At 62.8% G+C, this 21,931-nt stretch carries 21 protein-coding genes; all 21 read left to right on the forward strand.

Annotated elements, in window-relative coordinates; genetic code table 11:
- The first annotated feature begins 318 nt into the window (after nucleotides 1-318).
- Nucleotides 319-1,653, forward strand: coding sequence for an ABC transporter substrate-binding protein (locus JQ566_RS04755; RefSeq protein ID WP_434057806.1), 1,335 nt, complete (start codon nucleotides 319-321; stop codon nucleotides 1,651-1,653).
- Between the two features lie 101 nt (nucleotides 1,654-1,754).
- The gene (locus JQ566_RS04760) at nucleotides 1,755-2,714 is read left to right on the forward strand and encodes a carbohydrate ABC transporter permease (protein ID WP_027536014.1); all 960 of its coding nucleotides are present in this window, start codon (nucleotides 1,755-1,757) and stop codon (nucleotides 2,712-2,714) included.
- The gene (locus tag JQ566_RS04765; protein ID WP_212370566.1) at nucleotides 2,711-3,664 is read left to right on the forward strand and encodes a carbohydrate ABC transporter permease; all 954 of its coding nucleotides are present in this window, start codon (nucleotides 2,711-2,713) and stop codon (nucleotides 3,662-3,664) included. Before JQ566_RS04760 ends, JQ566_RS04765 begins: the two co-directional genes overlap by 4 nt.
- The gene (locus JQ566_RS04770) at nucleotides 3,661-3,873 is read left to right on the forward strand and encodes a hypothetical protein (protein WP_211409131.1); all 213 of its coding nucleotides are present in this window, start codon (nucleotides 3,661-3,663) and stop codon (nucleotides 3,871-3,873) included. Before JQ566_RS04765 ends, JQ566_RS04770 begins: the two co-directional genes overlap by 4 nt.
- A 6-nt stretch (nucleotides 3,874-3,879) precedes the next feature.
- Complete coding sequence (locus JQ566_RS04775) at nucleotides 3,880-4,977, forward strand: ABC transporter ATP-binding protein (RefSeq protein ID WP_212370568.1); 1,098 nt, start codon at nucleotides 3,880-3,882, stop codon at nucleotides 4,975-4,977.
- Entirely contained in the window at nucleotides 4,970-5,977 is a 1,008-nt protein-coding gene (locus JQ566_RS04780) for an ABC transporter ATP-binding protein (RefSeq protein WP_212370570.1), read from the forward strand. Before JQ566_RS04775 ends, JQ566_RS04780 begins: the two co-directional genes overlap by 8 nt.
- Nucleotides 5,974-6,588: a dihydroxyacetone kinase subunit DhaL gene (dhaL, locus tag JQ566_RS04785; protein WP_212370572.1), complete on the forward strand. Its 615-nt coding sequence runs from the start codon at nucleotides 5,974-5,976 to the stop codon at nucleotides 6,586-6,588. The genes JQ566_RS04780 and dhaL overlap by 4 nt, the downstream gene beginning before the upstream one ends.
- Nucleotides 6,585-6,971 carry a dihydroxyacetone kinase phosphoryl donor subunit DhaM gene (gene dhaM / locus JQ566_RS04790; RefSeq protein WP_212370573.1) on the forward strand — a complete coding sequence of 129 codons (387 nt, stop codon included), beginning with the start codon at nucleotides 6,585-6,587 and terminating at the stop codon, nucleotides 6,969-6,971. Before dhaL ends, dhaM begins: the two co-directional genes overlap by 4 nt.
- Entirely contained in the window at nucleotides 6,964-7,278 is a 315-nt protein-coding gene (locus JQ566_RS04795; protein ID WP_212370578.1) for an HPr family phosphocarrier protein, read from the forward strand. The genes dhaM and JQ566_RS04795 overlap by 8 nt, the downstream gene beginning before the upstream one ends.
- 4 nt (nucleotides 7,279-7,282) lie before the next feature.
- Nucleotides 7,283-8,881, forward strand: a complete 1,599-nt coding sequence (gene ptsP, locus JQ566_RS04800; RefSeq protein ID WP_434057807.1) for a phosphoenolpyruvate--protein phosphotransferase — start codon at nucleotides 7,283-7,285, stop codon at nucleotides 8,879-8,881.
- Nucleotides 8,878-9,309, forward strand: coding sequence for a hypothetical protein (locus JQ566_RS04805; RefSeq protein WP_212370582.1), 432 nt, complete (start codon nucleotides 8,878-8,880; stop codon nucleotides 9,307-9,309). The genes ptsP and JQ566_RS04805 overlap by 4 nt, the downstream gene beginning before the upstream one ends.
- Nucleotides 9,310-9,349: 40 nt before the next feature.
- Entirely contained in the window at nucleotides 9,350-10,339 is a 990-nt protein-coding gene (gene dhaK, locus JQ566_RS04810; protein WP_212370584.1) for a dihydroxyacetone kinase subunit DhaK, read from the forward strand.
- 633 nt (nucleotides 10,340-10,972) lie between these two features.
- A complete protein-coding gene (locus JQ566_RS04815) occupies nucleotides 10,973-11,188 on the forward strand; it encodes a helix-turn-helix domain-containing protein (protein ID WP_212370586.1) in 216 nt (71 codons plus the stop codon).
- A gap of 292 nt (nucleotides 11,189-11,480) precedes the next feature.
- On the forward strand, nucleotides 11,481-12,137 hold the full coding sequence (locus tag JQ566_RS04820) for an O-methyltransferase (RefSeq protein WP_212370588.1): 657 nt from the start codon (nucleotides 11,481-11,483) through the stop codon (nucleotides 12,135-12,137).
- Between the two features lie 147 nt (nucleotides 12,138-12,284).
- Complete coding sequence (locus JQ566_RS04825) at nucleotides 12,285-13,493, forward strand: isochorismate synthase (protein WP_212370590.1); 1,209 nt, start codon at nucleotides 12,285-12,287, stop codon at nucleotides 13,491-13,493.
- A gap of 8 nt (nucleotides 13,494-13,501) precedes the next feature.
- A complete protein-coding gene (locus JQ566_RS04830) occupies nucleotides 13,502-15,130 on the forward strand; it encodes a (2,3-dihydroxybenzoyl)adenylate synthase (protein ID WP_212370591.1) in 1,629 nt (542 codons plus the stop codon).
- 1 nt (nucleotide 15,131) lies between these two features.
- Nucleotides 15,132-15,782, forward strand: a complete 651-nt coding sequence (locus JQ566_RS04835; RefSeq protein ID WP_212370592.1) for an isochorismatase family protein — start codon at nucleotides 15,132-15,134, stop codon at nucleotides 15,780-15,782.
- Nucleotides 15,779-16,036 carry a phosphopantetheine-binding protein gene (locus JQ566_RS04840; protein WP_212370593.1) on the forward strand — a complete coding sequence of 86 codons (258 nt, stop codon included), beginning with the start codon at nucleotides 15,779-15,781 and terminating at the stop codon, nucleotides 16,034-16,036. Before JQ566_RS04835 ends, JQ566_RS04840 begins: the two co-directional genes overlap by 4 nt.
- Nucleotides 16,033-19,983 carry a non-ribosomal peptide synthetase gene (locus JQ566_RS04845; RefSeq protein ID WP_212370594.1) on the forward strand — a complete coding sequence of 1,317 codons (3,951 nt, stop codon included), beginning with the start codon at nucleotides 16,033-16,035 and terminating at the stop codon, nucleotides 19,981-19,983. The genes JQ566_RS04840 and JQ566_RS04845 overlap by 4 nt, the downstream gene beginning before the upstream one ends.
- Nucleotides 19,980-20,741, forward strand: coding sequence for a 2,3-dihydro-2,3-dihydroxybenzoate dehydrogenase (locus tag JQ566_RS04850; protein ID WP_212370595.1), 762 nt, complete (start codon nucleotides 19,980-19,982; stop codon nucleotides 20,739-20,741). Before JQ566_RS04845 ends, JQ566_RS04850 begins: the two co-directional genes overlap by 4 nt.
- Complete coding sequence (locus JQ566_RS04855) at nucleotides 20,734-21,657, forward strand: alpha/beta hydrolase (RefSeq protein ID WP_212370596.1); 924 nt, start codon at nucleotides 20,734-20,736, stop codon at nucleotides 21,655-21,657. The genes JQ566_RS04850 and JQ566_RS04855 overlap by 8 nt, the downstream gene beginning before the upstream one ends.
- The last annotated feature ends 274 nt before the right edge of the window (nucleotides 21,658-21,931 follow it).

Genomic DNA, 21,931 nt, shown 5'->3' on the forward strand with positions numbered 1-21,931 from the left:
TCACCTGGACCTGGTGATCGCCCTTGCTCCGTCGACGCTCCGGCTTGTCCGCAACAGCGATCAGATCGTGACGAGAAAATTGCAATCGGCCGAGCGGACGACTGGCCAAACTGCACTTGCAATGTTTAGTAAATCGTGCATTACTAAACAAATCGAGCCTGCCGGGCCTATAGAATCCGGGTGGCGCGAGGAAACGCCAGTTTAGTTGTTCAGCTCGTCATGGACTGTGTCGCTCTGCTCGAAGCATTCGAGCGGGTAGGAAAGCCGCGCCATGTCGATGGCCGGCCCACTCGGAGGGAACGTGTAATGAAACGAACGATGAAGACGCTTGTAGTGGCATGCGGGGCTGTTGCCGCCGCGTTCGGCGTCGGAGCGGGCACCACGCCCGCGCAGGCGCAAGGCAAGACCATCACGCTGTGCTGGGCCGCATGGGATCCCGCCAACGCGCTGGTCGAATTGTCGAAGGACTTCACCGCCAAGTCGGGTATCGGTATGAAGTTCGAATTCGTGCCGTGGACGAATTACGCCGATCGATTCCTGAACGAACTCAATTCGCACGGCTCGCTGTGCGACCTCATCATCGGCGATTCACAATGGATCGGCGGCGCTGCGGAGAATGGCCAGTACGTCAAGCTCAACGATTTCTTCAAGAAGGAAGGAATCAGCATGGACGACTACATGCCGGCCACGGTGGTCGGCTATTCCGAGTGGCCGAAGAACACGCCGAACTACTGGGCGCTGCCGGCGATGGGCGATGCGGTGGGCTGGACCTATCGCAAGGACTGGTTCGCGCGGCCGGACGTGCAGAAGGACTTCAAGGCCAAGTACGGCCGCGAGATCGGCGTGCCGAAGACGCTTGATGAGCTCAAGGACATCGCGCAATTCTTCCAGGGCCGCGAGATCGACGGCAAGAAGGTCTACGGCGCCTCGATCTATACCGAGCGCGGCTCGGAAGGCATCACCATGGGCGTCTCGAACTACCTCTACGACTACGGCTTCAAATACGACGATCCGAAGAAGCCCTATGCGATGGACGGGTTCGTGAACTCGGCCAGCGCGGTGAAGGGGCTCGAGGCCTACAAGCAGCTCTACAAGTGCTGCACGCCGCCCGGCGCCTCCAACTCCTACATGTCGGAAGGGCTTGATGCCTTCAAGTCCGGCCAGGTCGCGCTGCAGATGAATTTCTTCGCGTTTTTCCCGGGCCTCTACAAGGATCCGAATGTCGGCGGCGACAAGATCGGTTTCTTCGTCAATCCGGCCGGTCCCGCAGCGCAAGCGACGCAGCTCGGCGGACAGGGCATCTCGGTGGTCTCCTACTCCAAGAACCAGGCCGAGGCGCTGCAATACATCAAGTGGTTCTCCGGCGGCGACGTCCAAAAGAAGTGGTGGGCGCTCGGCGGCTATTCCTGCGCCAAGTCAGTGCTGAACGACCCGAGCTTCCCGAACAGCGCGCCCTTCGCCAAGGAGTTCCTGCAGTCGATGGGAATGGTCGTCGACTTCTGGGCCGAGCCATCCTACGCCCAGCTGCTGCAAGCCGAGCAGAAGCGCGTGCATGACTATGTGGTTGCCGACAAGGGCACCGCTCAGGAAGCGCTCGACGGTCTGGTGAAGGACTGGAAGGCGATCTTCAAGGAAGAAGGCAAGAAGTTCTGATGCAAGCTGCCCGGAGCGCGTGCGGTCGCGCTCCGGGGTTCCTTCGAGATGACCGGAATTCGTCGCAGTGTCGACGCCGGGTGCCAGGATCGGTTCACGCAATGAACGAATTGAGTGCCTCTTCGCGGATCACCTATCGGGCCGTGATGGTCCGGCCAGGCGTGGCGCGTCGCATCCGGGGCCTGTCGGACAGGACGCTCGCCTGGCTCTTCATCACGCCGACGATCGTGCTGCTGCTGGCGATCAATATCTTCCCGCTGCTCTGGACGATCTATCTGTCGTTCACGAACTACCGCGCCAACAGGGCCAACGTGCCGACGATCTGGCTCGGGGCCGACTGGTACCAGTCGATCCTAACCGATCCCGACATCTGGGCGGCGATGCAGGTGACGGCGCATTTCGTGATCTGGACGGTGGTGATCGAGACCGTCCTCGGATTTGGCCTCGCCTACCTCATCGACAAGAAATTCCGCGGCCACGGCATGTGGACCACGATCATCCTGCTGCCGATGATGCTGTCGCCCGCTGTCGTCGGCAATTTCTGGACATTCCTGTACCAGCCGCAGATCGGACTGTTCAATTACGTGGTCGCATTCTTCACCGGCCGCGCAGCCTCGTCCTTCCAGATGCTGGGCGACGTCACGCTGAGCCCCTGGGCCATCGTCATCGTCGATGCCTGGATGTGGACGCCCTATGTGATGCTGATCTGCCTTGCGGGTCTGCGATCAATCCCGGATTACATTTACGAGGCGGCGGAAGTCGATCGCGCGTCGAAATGGCGGCAGTTCTGGTCGATCACGCTGCCGATGGCGCTGCCGTTCATCATGCTTGCGGTGCTGTTCCGCGGCATCGAGAATTTCAAGATGTTCGACATGGTCAATCTGCTCACCGGCGGCGGGCCGGGATCGACCACGGAAGTTGCCTCGATCACGCTCAAGCGTGCGGCGTTCGAGAGCTGGCGCACCGGCTATTCCTCGGCCTTCGCGATCATCCTGTTCGTGACGGTCTTCGGTCTCGCCAACATCTATGTGAAGGCGCTGAACAAGGTGAAAAGCCGATGACATCAGCCACCACAGCCCATTCGGTCGTCGAGCCGTCGACAACGACACGGCGCTTTGCCGGCACGCTCGTCGTGCTCTACGCGATCATCACCATGATCCCGCTGGTCTGGATCATGCTCACCGCGTTCAAGTCGCCTGACGATGCGATCTCCTATCCGCCCAAGGTGATGTTCAAGCCGTCGCTCGAAGGCTTCTGCAACCTGTTCACGACCCGCTCGCGCCAGACGCCGGAATTCATCCGCTCGCTGGGGCCGCCGCAAGGGCTGTGCGATGACATCGCGCGCAGCCGTAACATGGTGGTCGCCGGTCCTTCGAACTATGTGCCGCGCTTCGTCAATTCGTTGATCATTGCGTTCGGTTCGACCGTGCTCGCCGTTGCGCTCGGCACCTTGTCAGCTTACGGCTTCTCGCGGTTCCGCGTGCCCCTGAAGGACGATTTGCTGTTCTTCATCCTGTCGACCCGGATGATGCCGCCGATCGCGGTCGCGATCCCGATCTATCTCATGTACCGCACCATCGGCTTGTCGGACACCAGGCTCGGGATGATCCTGCTCTACACCTCGGTCAACGTCTCGCTGGCGGTCTGGCTGCTAAAGGGTTTCATCGACGAAATCCCGCGTGAGTACGAAGAGGCCGCGATGATCGACGGATACACCCGCTTCCAGGCGTTCGTGAAGGTGGTGTTGCCGCAGGCCACCACGGGAATCGCGGCAACCGCAATCTTCTGCCTGATCTTCGCCTGGAACGAATATGCCTTCGCGGTGCTTCTCACCTCGGGTAACGCACAGACGGCACCGCCGTTCATTCCGATCATCATCGGCGAGGGTGGGCAAGACTGGCCCGCAGTGGCCGCCGGCACGACTCTGTTTCTGGTGCCGATCGTGGTGTTCACGGTCTTGCTTCGCAAGCATCTGCTGCGCGGCATCACTTTTGGAGCTGTCCGCAAATGAGTATCGACGCCACCCCATCCATTGCGCGTCGCGGTCTTGCGGACCGCCTTCTGCGCCGCGGCCCGCTCGAAGCCATAGCGACGACGATCATCGCCGTCGGTGTCGTCATGCTGATGCAGCCATTGTCTCTGACACTGTACTCGTGGTCGTTTGCGACGACCCTGTTCGGCACGGTGATGTTCACCATCGTGTCCAAGGTCCGGGAGTAGGGCGCGATGGCACAGATCAGGGTCGAGGCGCTCGACAAATCCTTCGGGACGTTCCATGCGGTCAAGTCCGCCAGCTTCACGGTGGAGGACGGCCAGTTCCTTTGCCTGCTCGGACCGTCCGGCTGCGGCAAGACCACGACGCTCCGCATGATCGCCGGCTTGGAGCTGCCGACAGCGGGCACGATCCGGCTCGATGGCGAGGACGTGACGATGAACCGTGCATCGGCGCGCGACATTGCCTTTGTGTTCCAGCTCTTCGCGCTCTATCCGCACATGAATGTCCGGCGCAACATCGGCTTTCCCCTGAAATGCGAGGGTATCGGCGCGGGCGAACGTGATCGGCGGGTCGTCGAGGCTGCGCGCATCCTGCGGATCTCGCACCTTCTCGACCGCTCCGTCTCCGGCCTTGCCGGCGGCGACCGGCAGCGTGTTGCGCTGGGGCGGGCGATCGTGCGCAAGCCAAAGTGTTTTCTGATGGACGAGCCACTCGGCGCGCTCGATACTGAGATGCGGGACGCCATGATTCATGAATTGCGGGCCCTGCATGACCGGCTGGGCGCGACGACCGTCTATGTCACCCATGACCAGCTCGAGGCCATGGCGATGGCCGACAGGATCGCGGTGATGAACAACGGCGTCGTCGAGCAGGTGGCAAGCCCGCGCGACATCTATGACCGGCCCGCTTCGCTGTTCGTCGCCGACTTCATCGGCTCGCCGCCCATGAATTTCCTGCCGTTCCGTGGCGGCCTGCGAACCGGCGCAGAGGCGATCAGGCTCGGGGAGCGCGATGTGGCGATTCCTGCGGCGCGGGAGGCGACGGCGGAAAGCGAGCTCGTGCTTGGGGTACGGCCCGAGCATGTGCGTTTTACCGATCGTGGCATGGTGCGCGGCGAAGTCTATGGCACGGAATATTTGGGCACGACGCAGATCGTGACCGTGACGACGCATTACGGTGCGCTCAAGGCTCGCTCACCCAGCAGCAGATCCTTCCGGACCGGCGAGACTGTCGGGCTCGACTTCCGGCCCGATACGCTGTCGATCTTCGACAAGGCATCCGGCCGGGCGATTCGCACCGCGCTGCATGAAGGAGGCGCGCATGGCTGAAGTCGAGATCAAAGCCGTCTCCAAGGCCTTCGGCAAGACGCAAGCCCTGAGCGATCTGTCGCTGACAATCGGCGACGGCGAGTTCGTGGCATTGCTAGGGCCGACCGGCGCCGGCAAGACCACGGCATTGCGCTTGATCGCCGGATTGGAGCAGCCGGATTCTGGCTCGATCCGCATCGACGGGCGTGACGTGACCGGCGATGCGCCGGCGGACCGCGATGTTGCCTTTGTCTTCCAGCAATATTCGCTGTATCCGCACCTCACCGTGTTCGAGAACATGGCCTTCGCGCTGCGCGCGCCGACCCGCCGCATGCCCGAAGCCGATATTCGTGCGAAGGTGCAGGAGGTAGCGCGTCTGCTTCACATCGAGACCAAGCTGGACAACAAGGCGACGCAGCTGTCAGGCGGGCAGATGCAGCGCGTCGCGATCGGCCGGGCGCTGGTCCGTTCGCCCTCGATCTATCTGATGGACGAGCCGCTCTCCTCGCTGGATGCCAAGCTGCGCGGCGAACTGCGGCTCGAGCTTAAGCGGATCCAGGTCGATCTCGGCGCGACGATCCTCTATGTCACCCACGATCAGACCGAGGCCATGACCATGGCGTCGCGCATCGGCGTGATCGAAGGCGGGCGGCTGATGCAGATCGGCACGCCGCGGGAGATCTACGAGAACCCGATCAACGCGCATGTCGCGGCGCGGCTGGGACAGCCGACGATCAATCTGCTGCCGGCGGCGCTGTTCGCGGGGGCGCCCGTCGGCGTCGAGACGATTGGCGCGCGGACCGAGCACCTGACGATTGCTCGCGGCGGCGGCGACATCTCGGCAACCGTCAAGCGGGTCGAGCACCTCGGCGACCAGAGCCACCTTCATCTCGATCTCGCGGGCCGGCCGGTTGTGACCCTGGCAGATCCCGAGGCGGGTTTTGGGGCCGGAGACGTCGTGTCGCTCCGCTTGAATAGACCGCTGTTTTTCGATGCGAAGGGCTGGAGGGTAGCGGCATGAGCCTTGATCGGGTAGCCAGGGAAAGATTGGTGCGTGCGCTGGCAGCGTCGGTGATCGAACACGCGGACGAGTTGACGAGCCTCGACCAGGCGATTGGCGATGGAGATCACGGGCTGAACATGAAGCGCGGTTTCGAGGCGGTGCTTGCGGCGCTGCCAGGCCTTGCCGACAAGTCGCTTCCGGAAATGCTGAAGGCGATCGGAATGACGTTGGTGATGAAGGTCGGCGGTGCTTCGGGGCCGCTGGTCGGGACTTTCTTCATGGAACTGGGCAAGGCACTTCCGGGGCAGCCGAGCCGGGCCGATCTCGTCGCGGCGACGGAGAAGGCGATCGAGGCCGTCAAGGCGCGCGGCCGTTCGGAGGCAGGGCAGAAGACGCTGCTGGATGTCCTGGTGCCGGTTCACGCCTTACTTGCGGGAGGGGGTGACGCCAAGGCGATCGCGGCAGAGGCTGTGCAAGCGGCCGATCGTACCACGCCGATGCTGGCGATCCGCGGTCGCGCGTCGTTTCTTGGCGAACGTTCCATCGGTCATATGGACCCGGGCTCGCGCTCGGCGTCACTTCTGATCGGCGCAGCAATTGAGACACTGAAGTTCGAGGTCAATACATGAGCAATGTCGGAATTGTCATCGTGTCGCATTCGCGGAAAGTCGCGGAAGGCGCGGCCGATATGGTGCGCCAGATGGTCGGAGACGCAGTGCCGCTGGCCTGGACCGGTGGCGATGTCGATGGCGGGCTCGGTACGAACGTTGCAGGAATCCTCGAGGCGATCGAGACGGCCTGGTCACCGGCAGGCGTTGCGATCCTCGTCGATCTCGGCGGTGCCGAGACCAATTCGGAGATGGCGGTCGAGATGCTCCCCGAAGACCGGCGCGCACGCGTGCTGGTCTGTAATGCCCCGGTGGTCGAGGGGGCTGTGATCGCTGCGACCGAATCTTCGGGCGGCTCATCGCTTGCCGCGGTCAAGCGCAGTGCGGAGGAATTCTATGCATGATGCCAACGCCAACCGGGCGGCCCAGACGTTTGGGCCGCTGACCGCCTCGGCGGTCCTCGTCAATCCGGTCGGCCTGCACGCGCGGCCGTCGGTGAAGCTCACGCAATGCGCGAAAGGCTTTGCCGCCAAGATCGAAATTGCGCTTGCTGCCGAGGGACCCTGGACCGACGCCAAGAGCCCGGTGAAGGTGATGCGTGTGAAGGCGCCGCAAGGCGCAACGCTGCATTTCCGCGTCGCTGGTCCCGATGGTGACGCGGCGCTCGCGGCCATGCTGGCGCTGGTGCATGACGGTTTCGGCGAGGCGTAGAATCGTGGGCGAAATTCATCTCACCGGCCATCCCGCTTCGCCTGGCCTTGCCATCGGCCCGGTCGCCGTGCTGACGAGGGCAGTGGCAAGCAGGGCGGCGAAGGGCGATCCTGCGCAGGAGGCCGCGGCGCTGAAGGCGGCGATCGAGGGGGCCGCTGTGGAGCTCGCCGAGCTGATCGCGACGGTTCATGGCGAGGCCGCGGAGATCCTGGAGTTCCAGGTCGCGATGCTCGGTGACGATGCGCTTGCAGAGGGGGCTTACGAAGCGATTGCGGGTGGTACCGTTGCCGATCAGGCCTGGCGCGCAGCACTCGACGCGGAGATCGCCGGCTATCGCGCGGCGGATGAGGAATATTTCCGGGCGCGCGCCGCGGATCTCGTCGATATCCGCGATCGCGTGCTCGCGGGCCTGAATGGCGCGGATGCGATCGCAAAGATCTCCGGCGATTCCGTCGTCACAGGTGACGATATTTCGCCATCGACGTTTCTGGCCGTCGATTGGACTCGTGGCGGTGCCATTGCGCTCGCCAGCGGGTCGCCGTCGTCGCATGTCGCGATGCTCGCGCGATCGCGTGGCGCCCCGATGGTGGTTGGACTAGGTCCATTGCCATGGAACGGACAGCCGCCATCACTGGCGTTGGTCGACGGCGACGCCGGCACTGTGATCTTCGATCCCAAGCCCGAAACGCGCCGCCTGTTCGAGCGCCGCATGGCGGCTGCGAATGCGGCACAGATTGCTGCCGACGCCGGTCGCCTCAAGCCGGCGCTGACGGCCGATGGCCGACGTATCGCCGTTCTCCTCAATGTCGCTGCGCACGACGATCTTGCGGGTCTCGATCCCGCCATCTGCGACGGCATCGGCCTCGTGCGGACGGAGTTTCTGTTCGAGGGATCGAGGGGCCTGCCCGGTGAGGATACCCAGTACGCGGTCTACCGCCGCATTCTCGAATGGGCCGCAGGACGGCCGGTGACGATCCGCACGCTTGATGCCGGCGGAGACAAGCCAATTCCTGGCGTGACGGTCGATGGCGAGCGCAATCCATTCCTGGGTTTACGCGGGATCCGCCTCTCGTTGGCGCGGCCGGAGGTGTTTCGCGTGCAGTTGCGGGCGCTGTGCCGTGCGGCCGTGCATGGGACGCTGAAGGTGATGCTGCCGATGGTCGCGATCCCTTCGGAGCTCGATCGCGCCAACGCCATGCTGGACGCAGAGTTCGCGGCCCTCGGCGCAGAGGGTATCGCCTGCGCGCGTCCGCCGCTCGGCATCATGGTCGAGGTCCCGGCGGCAGCGCTCTGCGCCGAAGATTTCGGCGCGGCGTTCTATTCCATCGGGTCCAACGATCTGACCCAATACACAATGGCTGCGGCACGCGATATCGGCGCTGTCGCCGACCTCAACGATGCCGGCCATCCGGCGGTGCTCGCGCTGATCGCGCGAACGGTCGAGGCCGGGCGCAGGCGGGGTGTCGAAGTCTCGCTCTGCGGCGATGCCGCGGCGGACACGCGTTTGACGAAGGCGCTGCTGGCGACAGGCTTGACGTCTCTGTCGGTCTCGCCGATTGCGGTGGCGCGGCTCAAGGCCGCCATTGCCGGGGTGACCGCATGAGTGACGACGCAGGCGAAGACACAAGCCGGCCGGGCGACAGCAATGTCGCGGATTACAAGCTCATCCTGCGGCGGGCTCTCGACAACCGGCCGTCCGGGACGCGGTTGAAGCTCGCGGCCGCGCTCGGCAAGAACCGCTCCTTCGTGAGCCAGATCACCAATCCGGCCTATCTGGTGCCGATTCCGGCGAAGCATGTCCCCATTATCTTCGAGGTCTGCCATCTCGCAGGTACTGAGCGTGCGGCGTTCCTCGAAGCATATGGCCGCGCGCATCCGGGGCGGCTGCGCGGCGCCCATCGCGAGGCGCGCACGCGCATCGTTACCGTGACCGTGCCAGATCTCGGCGACGACAAGAAGAATCGCGCGCTCGAGCAGCTCATCGTCGACTTTGCTGCCCAGCTCGCCCGCTACGCCGAAAGCATCGGCTGACGAATTCGAAACGCAAAAAAAGGATAACCGGGAGGACGCCATGAAAAAGCTGATCAACAGCGCCGACACGGTGCTCGAAGAGAGTCTCGACGGGTTGGCGGCTGCACATGCTGACATCCTGCTGCTCGGCGCCGAGCGGAAGTTCGTGCGCCGCCGCACGCTAAAGCCGGGCAAGGTCGCGCTCATCTCTGGCGGCGGCTCCGGCCATGAACCGCTCCACGCCGGCTTTGTCGGCCACGGCATGCTCGATGCCGCCTGTCCGGGCCAGGTCTTCACGTCGCCGACACCGGATCAGATGATCGAGGCGGCTGAGGCCGTCGACACCGGGGCAGGCGTGCTCCTCATCGTCAAGAATTACGAAGGCGATGTGATGAATTTCACCATGGCCGCCGAGATGGCCGGGCGCGAGGTCGCAAGCGTCGTGACCAACGACGATGTCGCGGTCGAGAAATCGACCTACACGACCGGCCGTCGCGGTGTCGCCGGCACGCTGATCGTGGAAAAGATGGTCGGCGCCGCTGCTGAAAGGGGAATGCCGCTCGCCGCGCTCAAGACGCTCGGCGACGACGTCAATCGACGCACCCGCTCGATGGGGGTGGCGCTGCTGCCGTGCACGGTTCCGGCGGCGGGCCGGCCGAACTTCACCCTGGCCGACAACGAAATGGAAATGGGCGTCGGTATTCATGGCGAGCCGGGTCGCCGCCGGGTGCCGCTGGCATCGGCCGATGCCATTGCTGCCGAGATGCTCAATGCGATCCTGGGCGATCTCGCGCCGAGCAAGGGCAGCGAGGCCCTGCTTCTAGTCAACGGGTTCGGTGCGACGCCTCTCCTCGAACTCTATCTGATGGCCAACAGCGCCAAGCGCATTCTGGATGGCGCCGGTATCACGGCGACGCGCTTCCTCACCGGCTCCTATGTGACGTCTCTCGACATGGCCGGTGCTTCGATCACCGTTTCAGTGCTCGACGGTCAGGCAAAAGAGTTGTGGGACGCCCCAGTGCATACCGCGGCGCTACGCTGGGGTATCTGATGGATCGAAGCGAGAGGTCAGATTTTCAGTTGGCTAGAAGGCGCCTTGTGCATGACGTGTGCACCGGGAGATCAAGAGAAATCTCATTACGGCCGGTCTGAGCGGGCCTTGAAGTGGATGACTTCGTATCGGCTCGGTGGATGGGTTCGACAACAAGTTTTGAGGGCAGGGATAAGAGACTTCAAGCCGATGTTCCGCTCGCGATCAGCGGATCACCGCTCCTCCAACCTGATCTTGCTAACGATCTGATACTATAGCGTGTTCTTCAGACATGGTGTCATTTCCACGCTTTAGCCAGGAACGTCGGCGAGGCACCGGGCGTGGTGGGTGTGAAAGGGCGCCCGCCGGCCAGTGTTGGTGGGCTCTGCGGGCTTACCAGCGCGCGGCGATCGTACCGGCACCCCACGCCAGAGACCAAATCGTCGGCGTGCATGCCGCGATGATCGCGCAAATCCGAAGTCCGTTCATCTCAATCTCCTATGTGGCGGGCCCGGGAGGCTCTGTCGTCCCTTAGTCGTCGAGCCATATGGCATCGTAGACCTCACTGCACTCTTTGGTCACTGAAAGCAAAGCGAAGCGGCCCTCACGAACTGGCGTCAGCTTGCATGAGCGCTGCATCCGAAGAACGTCGGATTGAACGCAAGAAAGCTGAGCGCGGGTTTTCGCGGCCTGTATGGTGCAAGTGTCTTTGGCTTCCTTCAGGAGTACCGATTGAAGCAGGCCTACGAACTGATATCGACCGGCGACATGAGTGTGTCACAGGCGGCCTTCCACGTCGCGTACGGCCCCACCCACTTTGCAACCATTTTTCGCAAACGTTTTGGTATCTCATCCAATTGCCTGCGTTGACGGCGGGTGGCACATGGCCAGCAGTTTTTAGGTCTCCTAATCTTGATCGAAAGCGAGAGTCCGGCGAGCGAAAGCCTGCCCCTAGGTCGCGCGCGGGCGCTGTGCCAGTAACGAGTTCGGCGGCACTTCGTGCCGCGCGCTGGAAGCTGCAGTCAGTGCGACCAACCTGCTCAATGAGAAATATGTCTGCGCTTGCCCTCGGTCAACCAGTGCTCCTGGGGAGTCGCTCGAACGAGCAGGCCACGGCTTCCTTGAGGTCGTGACGAGCGCGCAACGGACCTGAGGATCGGGCATGAAGCACGTGACGGACATCCAGATACGACAATACGCGGTCGAATTCGGTACGCGTCAAACCGAAGTACAGCGGAAGTTGCGCGAAGAGACCCTGGCGCTGCCCGAAGGCAATATGGTGACATCACCCCCTGCCGGCCAGTTGCTCGCTTTCTTGATGAAGACAATCGGTGCGAAGCGGGTGCTGGAGATCGGCACCTACACCGGCTACAGCGCGCTTGCCATGGCGCTCGCGTTGCCGCGGGACGGTCGGCTCATCACGCTAGATGCCAGCGAAGAATGGACGGCGATCGCGCGCTGTTACTGGCGGAAGGCGGGGGTGACAGACCGCGTCGCGCTTAAGCTCGGCGATGCCATCGTATCGCTCGAGCGTCTTCTTGGCGATGAAGGCGAGGGAGCGTTCGATTTCGTCTACATCGACGCGGATAAAGAAAACTACGACACCTATTACGAGTACAGCCTGCGTTTCATCCGGCCGGCCGGATTGATTTGCTTCGATAACGTGTTCTGGGGGCGATCGGTCGCCGATCCGCAAGACCATAGCTCAGAGACCGTGGCTCTGCGCCGCCTCAATGTGAAGATCCGCGACGATGAGCGGGTAGACATGTCCATGTTGCCGCTTGGTGACGGGATGACCCTGGTTCGCCGCCGATCCTGAGCGGCTGCTTTTCGTAAGCCGCGGTTGCATCCCGAAGCTGGAATAATCGTGATGAGCAAACAGGGACCTGCCGGACCGATTGACGATCGCCGGGGCGATATCGGGGCGTAACAGGTATTTGATCCACAACGAACACCGGAGCGCAGCATGGCAACTCCACTTATCTGGATAGACGAAGAGGTGCAGGCGGAGCCTGCGCTCGCTCGTCCAATTCCCTTTGTCTTCAAGACAGCCGGTGAGACGATGCTCGCGCTCGGGCAGATTGCGACCCTGGGCGATGGTGCGCTTGCGAATCTTGCGGAGCTCACGGCCGATTTCTTCGAAAAGCAAACGGAGGGGCCGGACGTCCTCGTTGGCGCTCTGCCATTTGATCCAACGCGGCCATCGTATCTTGTTCAGCCCGAACGCGTTCTTCGCGTCCAGGGGAGGCATGACATCGGCGCCATCCCCGGCCTCGGCGGTGGCACATCATCGCACGCTGTCGCCTCCAGGATCCTGTCGGTCGATCCCGACCCGGCGGCCGCCGAGTTCGCCAATGCCGTTGCTGTCGCTCTCGACCAGTTGAACGCGCCGGGGGCCACCTTGCGCAAGGTCGTCCTGTCACGCAGCCTGAAAGTGACGGCGAACCGCGATTTCTCCGCGGCCGAACTGATGCGCAAGCTTTCCGCGGACGAAAGTGTCACGGTCTTTGCGACCCCGTTGCCAGCACGTTCGAATCGGCTCCGCAGCCTTATCGGCGCAACGCCGGAACTCCTTCTCGAGAAGCGGGGTGGGCATATCGTCTCTCATCCGCTCGCCGGCTCGGCCCGTCGGCATCTGAACGCGGAGGAGGACCGCAAGGCTGGCGCCGGACTTCTCGCCTCCGACAAGGACCGCCGCGAGCATGCAATGGTGGTCGAGTCTATCCTGGATGTCCTGGCACCGTATTGCGTCGATCTCTCGACACCCGAAGGGACCTGCTTGCGGGCAACGGCAAGCATGTGGCATCTCGGCACGCGCATCGTTGGCCAGCTCAAGGACGCTTCGCTGTCATCGGTCCATTTCGCCGGCCTCCTGCATCCGACGCCTGCGGTCTGCGGCCTGCCGCGCAATCTCGCAAACGACCAGATCGCGAAACTCGAGCCCTATGATCGGGAGTTCTACGCTGGCGCCGTCGGCTGGTGCGACTCGGCGGGTGACGGGCGCTGGCATGTATCCATCCGTTGCGCCGAACTCGACGGCAATCACGCGCGGCTCTATGCGGGCGCCGGCATCGTTCCGGGATCTACGCCGGAGGGCGAGGTGACCGAAACCTCCGCCAAGTTCCGCGCAATGCTGGATGCCTTTGGCATCGATGGCGGCAGGTTTGACGAGTGAGGCCCGCCATGCTGGAGCTGAAGCAAGTCTGGCCAGAGAAATGCGCTCTGCTCTATCGCGAGAAAGGCTATTGGCGCGGAGAAACCATGTTCGGCTTTCTCGCGCAGCGCGCCCGTGAGACCCCAGATCGTATTGCCGTCATTGGCGGCGAGCAACGCTGGAGCTATGCGGGGCTGCTTGAGCGAGCCAATGAAAACGCCGCCCGCTTCCTCGCGCTCGGGCTTCGTCCGGGCGAACGGGTTGTGGTGCAATTGCCCAATATACCGGAATTCCTGTCCGTCGTTTTCGGACTTTTTCGCGCCAATCTCATCCCGGTTTTCGCGCTTCCCGCCCACCGCGTCACCGAGATATCGCATTTCGTGGAGAAGGCGCAGGCGAGCGCTTACGTGATCCAGGCCGTGGATGGAGGCTTCGACTACCGCGCGCTCGCCCGCGAGGTCAGGGCGCGGGCCGTCGGCCTTGGCCATGTCGTGGTGATCGGCGTAGCCGAGGAATTTCGTGCGCTTGACGATATACCTCGCAGCGAGCAGACGCTTCCACCGCTCCCTTCGCCGGCCGAAGTCGCCTTTCTGCAGATTTCGGGCGGCAGCACGGGCCTGCCGAAGCTGATCCCGCGCACTCATGATGACTATATCTACAGCTTCCGTGCCAGCGCCGATATCTGCGGCTTGGGCAAAGACAGCGTCTTCATGGCGGCCTTGCCGGTCGCGCATAATTTTCCGATGAGTTCGCCGGGAGTATTCGGCGCTCTCTATGCCGGCAGCCGTATCGTCATGTGCCCGTCTCCCAGTGCGGAGACGGCCTTCGCTCTGATCGAACAGGAACGAGTGACGATGACTGGCCTCGTCCCTCCGCTGGCGCTGTTATGGATGCAAGCAGCCTCGACGTCCAAGCATGACATCTCAAGTCTCGAAGTCCTGCTCGTCGGTGGTGCGAAATTCATGCCCGAGGCGGCTTCCCGCGTCGGTGCCGCGCTCGGCTGCACCTTGCAGCAGGTCTTCGGCATGGCCGAGGGACTCGTTAATTATACGCGACTCGACGATCCCGACGACATCATCGTCAACACGCAGGGCAGGCCGATCAGCCCCGACGACGAGCTGCTGATCATCGACGATCACGGCAATCCGGTTGCCGACGGCCAGCCTGGTCAGCTGCTTACACGCGGACCCTATACCATCCGGAGCTATCACAACGACGATGCCGCGAACGCGCGTGCCTTCACGGAGGATGGTTATTATCGCACGGGCGACATCGTTTCGCGCACGAGGGAGGGCTATCTCGTGGTGCGGGGACGAGCGGGAGACCATATCAACCGTGCTGGCGAGAAGGTTTCCGCCGAAGAGATCGAGGATCATCTCTTGGCTCATCCCGGCGTCTTCGATGCGGCGGTGGTTTCGATCCCGGATCCCTATCTCGGTGAACGAAGTTGCGCTTTCATCATACCGAAGGGGAAGAGGCCAGGAGTGGCGGCGCTCAAGGCTTTTGTGCGTGGCCGTGGCCTCGCCGAGTTCAAGGTGCCGGACCAGATTATCTTCGTCGACGTCTTTCAGACGACGGCGGTTGGCAAAGTCAGCCGCAAGGTGCTGCGTCAGCAGCTTCGCGCGCAATTTCTCAAGACCGTACCGACGGAGGCCTGACATGAGGCTACCGAAAATAGCGAGTTACGAGCTTCCTCACGTCGCACAGATTCCGCTTGCACGCGCCAAATGGGACTTCGATCCCGACCGGGCCGCTCTGCTGATCCATGACATGCAAAACTACTTCGTCGGTGCTTTCGAGCCGGACGCCTCGCCGATTGCTCCGGTCATTGCCAACATCGTTCGCCTGAAAACTGCGGCGGTGACGGCGGGAATGCCGGTCTTCTATACGGCGCAGAACGGTAACCAGGATCGCCGCGACCGGGGACTCCAAGCCGATCTTTGGGGGCCGGGCATGACCACCATGCCGGAACATCAGGACATCATCGATCTGCTGCGCCCGGCGGCGGACGATATCGTTGTCGTCAAGCATCGCTACAGCGCCTTTCAGCAGAGCAATCTTGCTGATCTCATGCGGGTGCGCGGCCGCGACCAAATCGTCATCAGCGGGATCTACGCGCATATCGGTTGTTTGATGACGGCAGGCGAGGCATTCCAACGGGACATCAAGCCGTTCTTCGTCGCTGATGCCGTGGCCGACTTCTCGCGTGAGCAACACGATATGGCCTTGAGCTATGTCGCGGCGACTTGTGGAATTCCAATGTCGATCGAGGCGCTCGTCCGCATGATGAATGGGAGGGCGGACGCATGACGAAGCCGCTCAGCCTCGACCTCATGCGCGAAGACGTCGCCGCCATGATCCATATCGGCTCCGCAGAGATCGGTGACGATGACAATCTGATGGATCTCGGACTCGACTCGATGCGGGCCATGAACCTGGTGCTGCTGTGGCAGGAACGGGGCGTGGATCTCGATTTCTCCCAAATGGCCACGCGTCCGACGCTCGCCGGCTGGTGGCAGCTCGTCAAGCGGCACATCGACGAGATCGCGGAGGCACGATCATGACGGCACAGAGCGTGAGGGCCGTCCCTGACCGGTCGGTGCGCGAGCTTCCCCTGACGCAAGCGCAGTCAGGTATCTGGTTCGCACAGAGCATCGATCCGGCCAATCCCGTATTCAATACCGGGCACTATGTCGAAATCGATGGAAAGCTCGATGTGGCGGCATTCGCGACCGCTGTTCGACAGCTCGCGATGGAGGCGGATGGCCTGTCCGTTCGTATCACCGGCAAGGATGTGCAGATCGTCGAGGAGCGCAATCGACCGCTGCTCGAATTGGAAGATATGACGCTTCGCAGCGATCCGAAGGGCGACGCCCTCGCGGCCATGCAAACGGACATGAATAGCCCTCTCGACCTGGCAGGCGATCCGCTTGCGCGGGAGATGCTCTTTCGCCTCGGCGCAGAACGTTACATCTGGTATCAGCGCATGCACCATATGGTGACGGACGGGTTCGCGACAGGTCTCGTCACGCAGCGCATTGCGGAGATCTACAACGCTACGGTCGCCGGCGGACCGAAAGGCGCAGAACTGACCGCTCTCGATGTCGCCGTTGACGAAGAGAAGGCCTATCGAGGATCGGAACGGTCTGGGCGGGATGCGGGCTATTGGCACGAAGCCTTGCGCGATATGCCGGAGGTGACAGGTCTGAAGGCGGGGCTGGCGCGCTCCGCATCATCCTATGACCGCGTCGAAAGAATGCTCGCACCGGATATTTGCGACAGCCTGCTGCGCCTTGCCCGCACGACGCAACTTTCCTGGGCCGATCTTCTGACGGCGCTGGCCGGTGCCTATTTTTCTCGCCATGTCAGGCGCAATGAGATCACGATCGGCGTGCCGTTCATGGGGCGTTTCGGCTCGCCGGCGGCTCGTGTTCCGACGATGCTGATGAACATATTGCCGCTGCGCCTCGACGTCGACGAGGAGGGAGGGCTTGTCCAATGGCTCGCGCAGGCGGCCGGCCGAATGGCGCGAGATCGCCGCCACGGGCGCCATCGCGGCGAACAGATGCGCCGCGACCTTGGACTCCTTGGCGGCCAACGGCGGCTCTACGGCCCTCTCGTCAACATCCTGCCCTTCGATGCGCTCCCTAGGCTTACCGGCCTGGAAACAAGGCTTACCACTCTGGGAACCGGGCCGGTTGACGACATCACCTTCACCTTTCGCGGCGACCCGGCGGCCCGGTGTCTCAGCCTTGAGGTCGATACCAATCCCCTTCTCTACGAGGCAGGCGAGACCCAGAGCCACGCCAAGCGGCTTGCGAATTTCGTCGGTGCGGCCGTCGAGGCGGCCCTTGCGGGCCGGTCGCTGCGCGAGGTTGCAACGGTCACAGATGAGGAGCGTAGCTGGCTGCTCGAGCGTCTGAACGATACAGCGCATCCGGTCACGGACAGGACGCTGTCGCAGTTGCTGGAAGACAGCTTCGTTTCCTTTGCCGACAGGCAGGCGCTACGCTTCGGTGGCCGATCTCTCACCTACGCCGAACTTGATCGTCGCACGGCAGCTCTGGCGGAGGCGCTTGCCGAGCGCGGCGCCGGACGGAATGCGATCGTGGCCGTGACGCTGCCGCGCTCGCTTGATCTCGTCGTGGCGCTGATCGCGATCCTGCGCGCGGGTGCGGCCTATATGCCGCTCGATCTTGGCCATCCGCGGGAGCGGCTGGACAGGATCCTGGCGTCATCGCGCCCGATTCTCGTCCTCGGTGCCAAGGACAGCGAGCCGCTCGGTACGATCGAGGTATTTTCGCCGCCTGCCTGGCCGACCGAGCCGCAAGGGCGCGCTCTTGGGCAGACAGCCGGCGGGAGTGCCGCCTATGTGATCTACACGTCAGGCTCCACCGGCGAGCCGAAGGGCGTCGTGATCGAGCATGCGGCGATCGTCAACCGGCTCGAATGGATGCGGCAGCATTACGACTTCGGCCCAAGCGACGTCATCCTGCAAAAGACCCCGATGACCTTCGACGTTTCTGTTTGGGAGTTCTTCCTTGCCTTCTTCTCTGGTGGAAGCCTCGTGATTGCTCCGCCCGATGCGCACAAGGACCCGAGGGCGATGGCGCAGATCATCCGGGACGAGAAGGTTACGACGGTCCATTTCGTGCCCTCGATGTTGTCGGCCTTTCTGGCGGAACCCGGTTCGCGCGGTATCGCGATGAAGCGTGTCTTCTGCAGCGGTGAGGAGCTCACGGCCGATCTGCGCGATCGCTTTCACGAGCGGATCACAGCCGAGCTCCATAATCTCTATGGGCCGACCGAAGCTGCGGTTGACGTCAGCTATTGGCCGGCCGTCGCGGGCGATTCCTCTCGCCCGGTCCCGATCGGCTACCCGGTCTGGAACACACGTCTTTATGTGCTTGACGACCATTTGCGACCTGTGCCGGTCGGCGTCGAGGGGCACCTCTATCTTGCCGGAGTTCAACTGGCGCGCGAATATCTCGGCCAAGAGGAACTGACAGCGAAACGCTTCGTCGCCGATCCCTTCCATGCCGGAGAGCGGATGTATTGTACTGGCGATCTCGCGCGTGTTCGCGCCGATGGCGCGATCCTGTATCTCGGACGCTCCGATCATCAAATCAAACTGCGCGGCCTGCGCATCGAGCTCGGCGAGATCGAAACGGCAATCCTGTCTCATCCGTCGGTAACGCAGGCGGTGGTTGACCTGCGGGAGGATCAAGCGGGAGAAAAGCGCATCGTTGCCTATGCGACCCTGGAAGGTGGTGAGGCGGACGATGGAGCCGAGGGCGACATTCTCACCCATGCCGGACGCTTCTTGCCGGACTACATGCTGCCCTCGGCGATCGTCGTGCTCCACGCACTGCCGGTGAACGCCAACGGTAAGCTCGATCGCAGGCTGCTGCCGGCGCCCGTCTTCGCCGGAGGTCGCGGTCTCGCGCCCGTCACGGAAAACGAAAAGCTCGTTGCCATGCTGTTCGAGCGGATTCTGCAAGCTGAGGGGCCGTTCCAGGTCGATGATGATTTCTTCGATCTCGGCGGGCATTCGCTCCTGGCGGTGGAGCTGATGCTGCACCTGCGCGAAACGACCGGTCATGAACCGGGCATCGGCGTCCTGTTCGAGCATTCCACCATCGGCAAGCTCGCTAAACATCTGGATCGGGGGGCAGCGAGCGAAGGCGCGGGACTGCAGCCGCTGGTCAAGCTGAACGCGGCTGAGCGGGGCAGGGCACCGGTCTTCATGCTCCATCCGGCCGGCGGGCTTTGCTGGTGCTACAATGGACTAGCCCGAGCGCTCGGTGCCGACAGGCCCGCCTGGGGTGTTCAGGCTCTGGCGCTCGATCCTGATGAGCAAGCGCCGGAAACCCTTGATGATATGGCACGCGACTATGCGCGCCGCATCGCGTTCATCGCAGACCGACAGATGATCCACGTCGTCGGCTGGTCGATCGGCGGTATCCTTGCCCAGGCGATCGCGGTGCATCTGACAGAGATGGAGCAGAAGGTCGGCGTTGTTGCCCTGCTGGACGCCTATCCCTGCGATTGCTGGCGCGATGAGCCAGATCCGGGGCCGGGTGCCGAATTGAAGGCACTGCTTGCGATCGGTGGCCACGATCCAGATGGACTGCCGGAACTGCCGCTGACGCGTGAGGCGGTCATGACTTTTCTTGCCGAAAGCGAAAGTCCGCTCGGTCGGCTGCCGGCGGCGGCGCTTGATGGCATGGTCCGGGTCGTGGCCCTCAACAATCGCCTGGTGCGCGGGCATCGCCATGGCCGCTACGATGGTCCGGTGTTGCATTTTCGGGCGGCCAAGGATCGGGCCAGCGACGGGACAGGCCTCCGGCCGGAAAGCTGGATGCCCTACATTGGATCACTCGATATCCGGGATGTCCCTCTCGTTCACGCACACATGACGGGCGCTGAAGCCGTGCTCCATGTCGCACCGATGTTGAAGGCCGCGCTTCTCGAGCACGAGATGGGAAGAGCAAAGGGAGATGAGCCGTGAGCGAGTTCGAAGGCAAGAAGGTGTTCTTGACTGGCGCAGCCGGCGGAATCGGGTTTGCGGTGGTCAAGGCGTTGTTGCGGGAGGGCGCGACAGTCCTTGCCACCGACAATTCGGCGGGCTCGCTGGTCGAGCTTGCCTGCGACAATCTCTTCGCTCGTTCGCTCGACGTGACCAATGGCGCCGACGTGGAGCGCGTTATCGGAGAGATGGACGCGCAATGCGGTGGCATCGACTTCGGCGTTAGTGTCGCTGGCGTGCTTTCCACGACCTCGATCGTGGAAACGAGCGACGCAGAATGGGAACGCGTCTTTGCCGTCAACGTGGCCGGGGTGTTCCATGTTTCTCGAGCGCTCGCCCGCCATATGGTGCCGCGGCGCAAGGGCAGCATCGTCACGGTAAGCTCCAATGCCGCGGGCATTCCGCGTAAGAACATGGCGGCCTATGCCGCCTCGAAAGCGGCTGCGACCATGTTCACCCGTTGCCTCGGCCTGGAGCTTGCCGGGTATGGCATTCGCTGCAATATCGTGGCGCCCGGATCGACGCTGACGCCGATGCAGACGGGTATGTGGAGCGATGCGCACGGTGGTGAGCGGGTGATCGAGGGCTCCCTCGAGAATTTCAAGACCGGTATTCCGCTTCGCAAGCTTGCGACCCCTGAGGATATCGCCAATTCGATCCTGTTCCTGCTATCGGAGAAGGCAGGGCACATCACGATGGCCGATATCTATGTCGACGGAGGCGCAACGCTGCATGCATAAGAAAGCCGTGAGAGAGACCCCAGGGAGCGCGCCAACGCGCAATGACCTGGCGGGCATGTCGGTCCCTGAATCGCTGGTCATGCCGGGTTGCTCAAGATTTGCGTTGCGCTCGTCAGAAACGGGGCTCCGTTACGAGATATTCGTCTATGTCCCGGAAATCGAGCCACCCGTCGGCGGCTTTCCGGTTATCTATGTGCTGGACGGCAATTCGGATTTCATCACCGTCGCTGAGACCGTGCGGCGCGTCTCTCGGCGTCCAAAGGCGACCGGCATCGTTCCGGCGATTGTCGTCGGCATTGGCTATCCCAATACCAATGGATACAATACCGACCGCCGCCATCTGGACTTCACGCGCGGGCCCGCGGATGCGAGCGTATTTCCGGACAAGGCCATAGATAGCTGCGGCGGCCAGGCCGCCTATATCCGCTTCCTTGGAAATCAGTTGCTGCCGCATGTCCAGTCGCGGCTCAACGTCGATCCCAACCGTCGCATTCTTCTGGGACACTCTCTCGCAGGCTATTTCGTGCTGGACCTGCTGTCGCAGCGGCCGGACATGTTCAACGGCTATATCAGCTTCAGCCCCTCGGTCTGGTGGGACAGAAAGGGCCTGTCGCGGGCGTTGGCGTCAGCGAACGCCATCACGCGGCCGATCCGCCTCTTTACGGCGGTCGGCCGCTGGGAGCAGGAACTTGCGCCCTGGCAGGCGACGGAAAACTTCGGCAGCCAGTATCATGATATCCGCAAAGCTCGCCGCATGATCGACAATACGCGCGAAATTGCGGGTGAAGTCAGTGCGGCGTTCGGCGCGCAGGCGGATGTGCGGTTTGAACTCGGCGAGAACGACGATCATGCGACCATCGTCACAACAATGCTTTGTCATTCTCTCCGGTTCGCCGGAACCGCTTTTGCTCCTTGAAAGCAGATGTTTGCAAGGTCGGCGTCCGCAGCGATGCGCTTGAACGGCTCGGTCATCGCAGCTGGCGCCCTCGGGGATAGGCTGTCCGCCCGGCGACAGCCGAACGACATGTTCGTCGGTCCGGTGCACGCCGCTTTTGCCGCAGTAGACGCGGAAGCGTCTCGGAATCGTTGCTCCACCCTGGTCAAGGAGGCGGCGCCATGTGTCCATGGGGCACGATTGTTTCTGGACGTTGTGCTCTTGTGCGCAATTATCATGAGCGAGTTTAGAAGCC

It is taken from the genome of Bradyrhizobium sp. SZCCT0231, from assembly GCF_018130245.1.
GTDB lineage: Bacteria > Pseudomonadota > Alphaproteobacteria > Rhizobiales > Xanthobacteraceae > Bradyrhizobium > Bradyrhizobium japonicum_F.

What these genes read in the sequence shown, in the direction of transcription:
- JQ566_RS04820 (WP_212370588.1), top strand. Translation starts at nt 11,481, where the DNA reads ATGAAGCACGTGACGGACATCCAGATACGACAATACGCGGTCGAATTC.
- JQ566_RS04845 (WP_212370594.1), top strand. Translation starts at nt 16,033, where the DNA reads ATGACGGCACAGAGCGTGAGGGCCGTCCCTGACCGGTCGGTGCGCGAG.
- dhaM (WP_212370573.1), top strand. Translation starts at nt 6,585, where the DNA reads ATGAGCAATGTCGGAATTGTCATCGTGTCGCATTCGCGGAAAGTCGCG.
- JQ566_RS04780 (WP_212370570.1), top strand. Translation starts at nt 4,970, where the DNA reads ATGGCTGAAGTCGAGATCAAAGCCGTCTCCAAGGCCTTCGGCAAGACG.
- JQ566_RS04760 (WP_027536014.1), top strand. Translation starts at nt 1,755, where the DNA reads ATGAACGAATTGAGTGCCTCTTCGCGGATCACCTATCGGGCCGTGATG.
- dhaL (WP_212370572.1), top strand. Translation starts at nt 5,974, where the DNA reads ATGAGCCTTGATCGGGTAGCCAGGGAAAGATTGGTGCGTGCGCTGGCA.
- JQ566_RS04825 (WP_212370590.1), top strand. Translation starts at nt 12,285, where the DNA reads ATGGCAACTCCACTTATCTGGATAGACGAAGAGGTGCAGGCGGAGCCT.
- JQ566_RS04765 (WP_212370566.1), top strand. Translation starts at nt 2,711, where the DNA reads ATGACATCAGCCACCACAGCCCATTCGGTCGTCGAGCCGTCGACAACG.
- JQ566_RS04775 (WP_212370568.1), top strand. Translation starts at nt 3,880, where the DNA reads ATGGCACAGATCAGGGTCGAGGCGCTCGACAAATCCTTCGGGACGTTC.
- JQ566_RS04795 (WP_212370578.1), top strand. Translation starts at nt 6,964, where the DNA reads ATGCATGATGCCAACGCCAACCGGGCGGCCCAGACGTTTGGGCCGCTG.
- JQ566_RS04755 (WP_434057806.1), top strand. Translation starts at nt 319, where the DNA reads ATGAAGACGCTTGTAGTGGCATGCGGGGCTGTTGCCGCCGCGTTCGGC.
- JQ566_RS04855 (WP_212370596.1), top strand. Translation starts at nt 20,734, where the DNA reads ATGCATAAGAAAGCCGTGAGAGAGACCCCAGGGAGCGCGCCAACGCGC.
- JQ566_RS04805 (WP_212370582.1), top strand. Translation starts at nt 8,878, where the DNA reads ATGAGTGACGACGCAGGCGAAGACACAAGCCGGCCGGGCGACAGCAAT.
- JQ566_RS04830 (WP_212370591.1), top strand. Translation starts at nt 13,502, where the DNA reads ATGCTGGAGCTGAAGCAAGTCTGGCCAGAGAAATGCGCTCTGCTCTAT.
- JQ566_RS04770 (WP_211409131.1), top strand. Translation starts at nt 3,661, where the DNA reads ATGAGTATCGACGCCACCCCATCCATTGCGCGTCGCGGTCTTGCGGAC.
- JQ566_RS04835 (WP_212370592.1), top strand. Translation starts at nt 15,132, where the DNA reads ATGAGGCTACCGAAAATAGCGAGTTACGAGCTTCCTCACGTCGCACAG.
- dhaK (WP_212370584.1), top strand. Translation starts at nt 9,350, where the DNA reads ATGAAAAAGCTGATCAACAGCGCCGACACGGTGCTCGAAGAGAGTCTC.
- JQ566_RS04840 (WP_212370593.1), top strand. Translation starts at nt 15,779, where the DNA reads ATGACGAAGCCGCTCAGCCTCGACCTCATGCGCGAAGACGTCGCCGCC.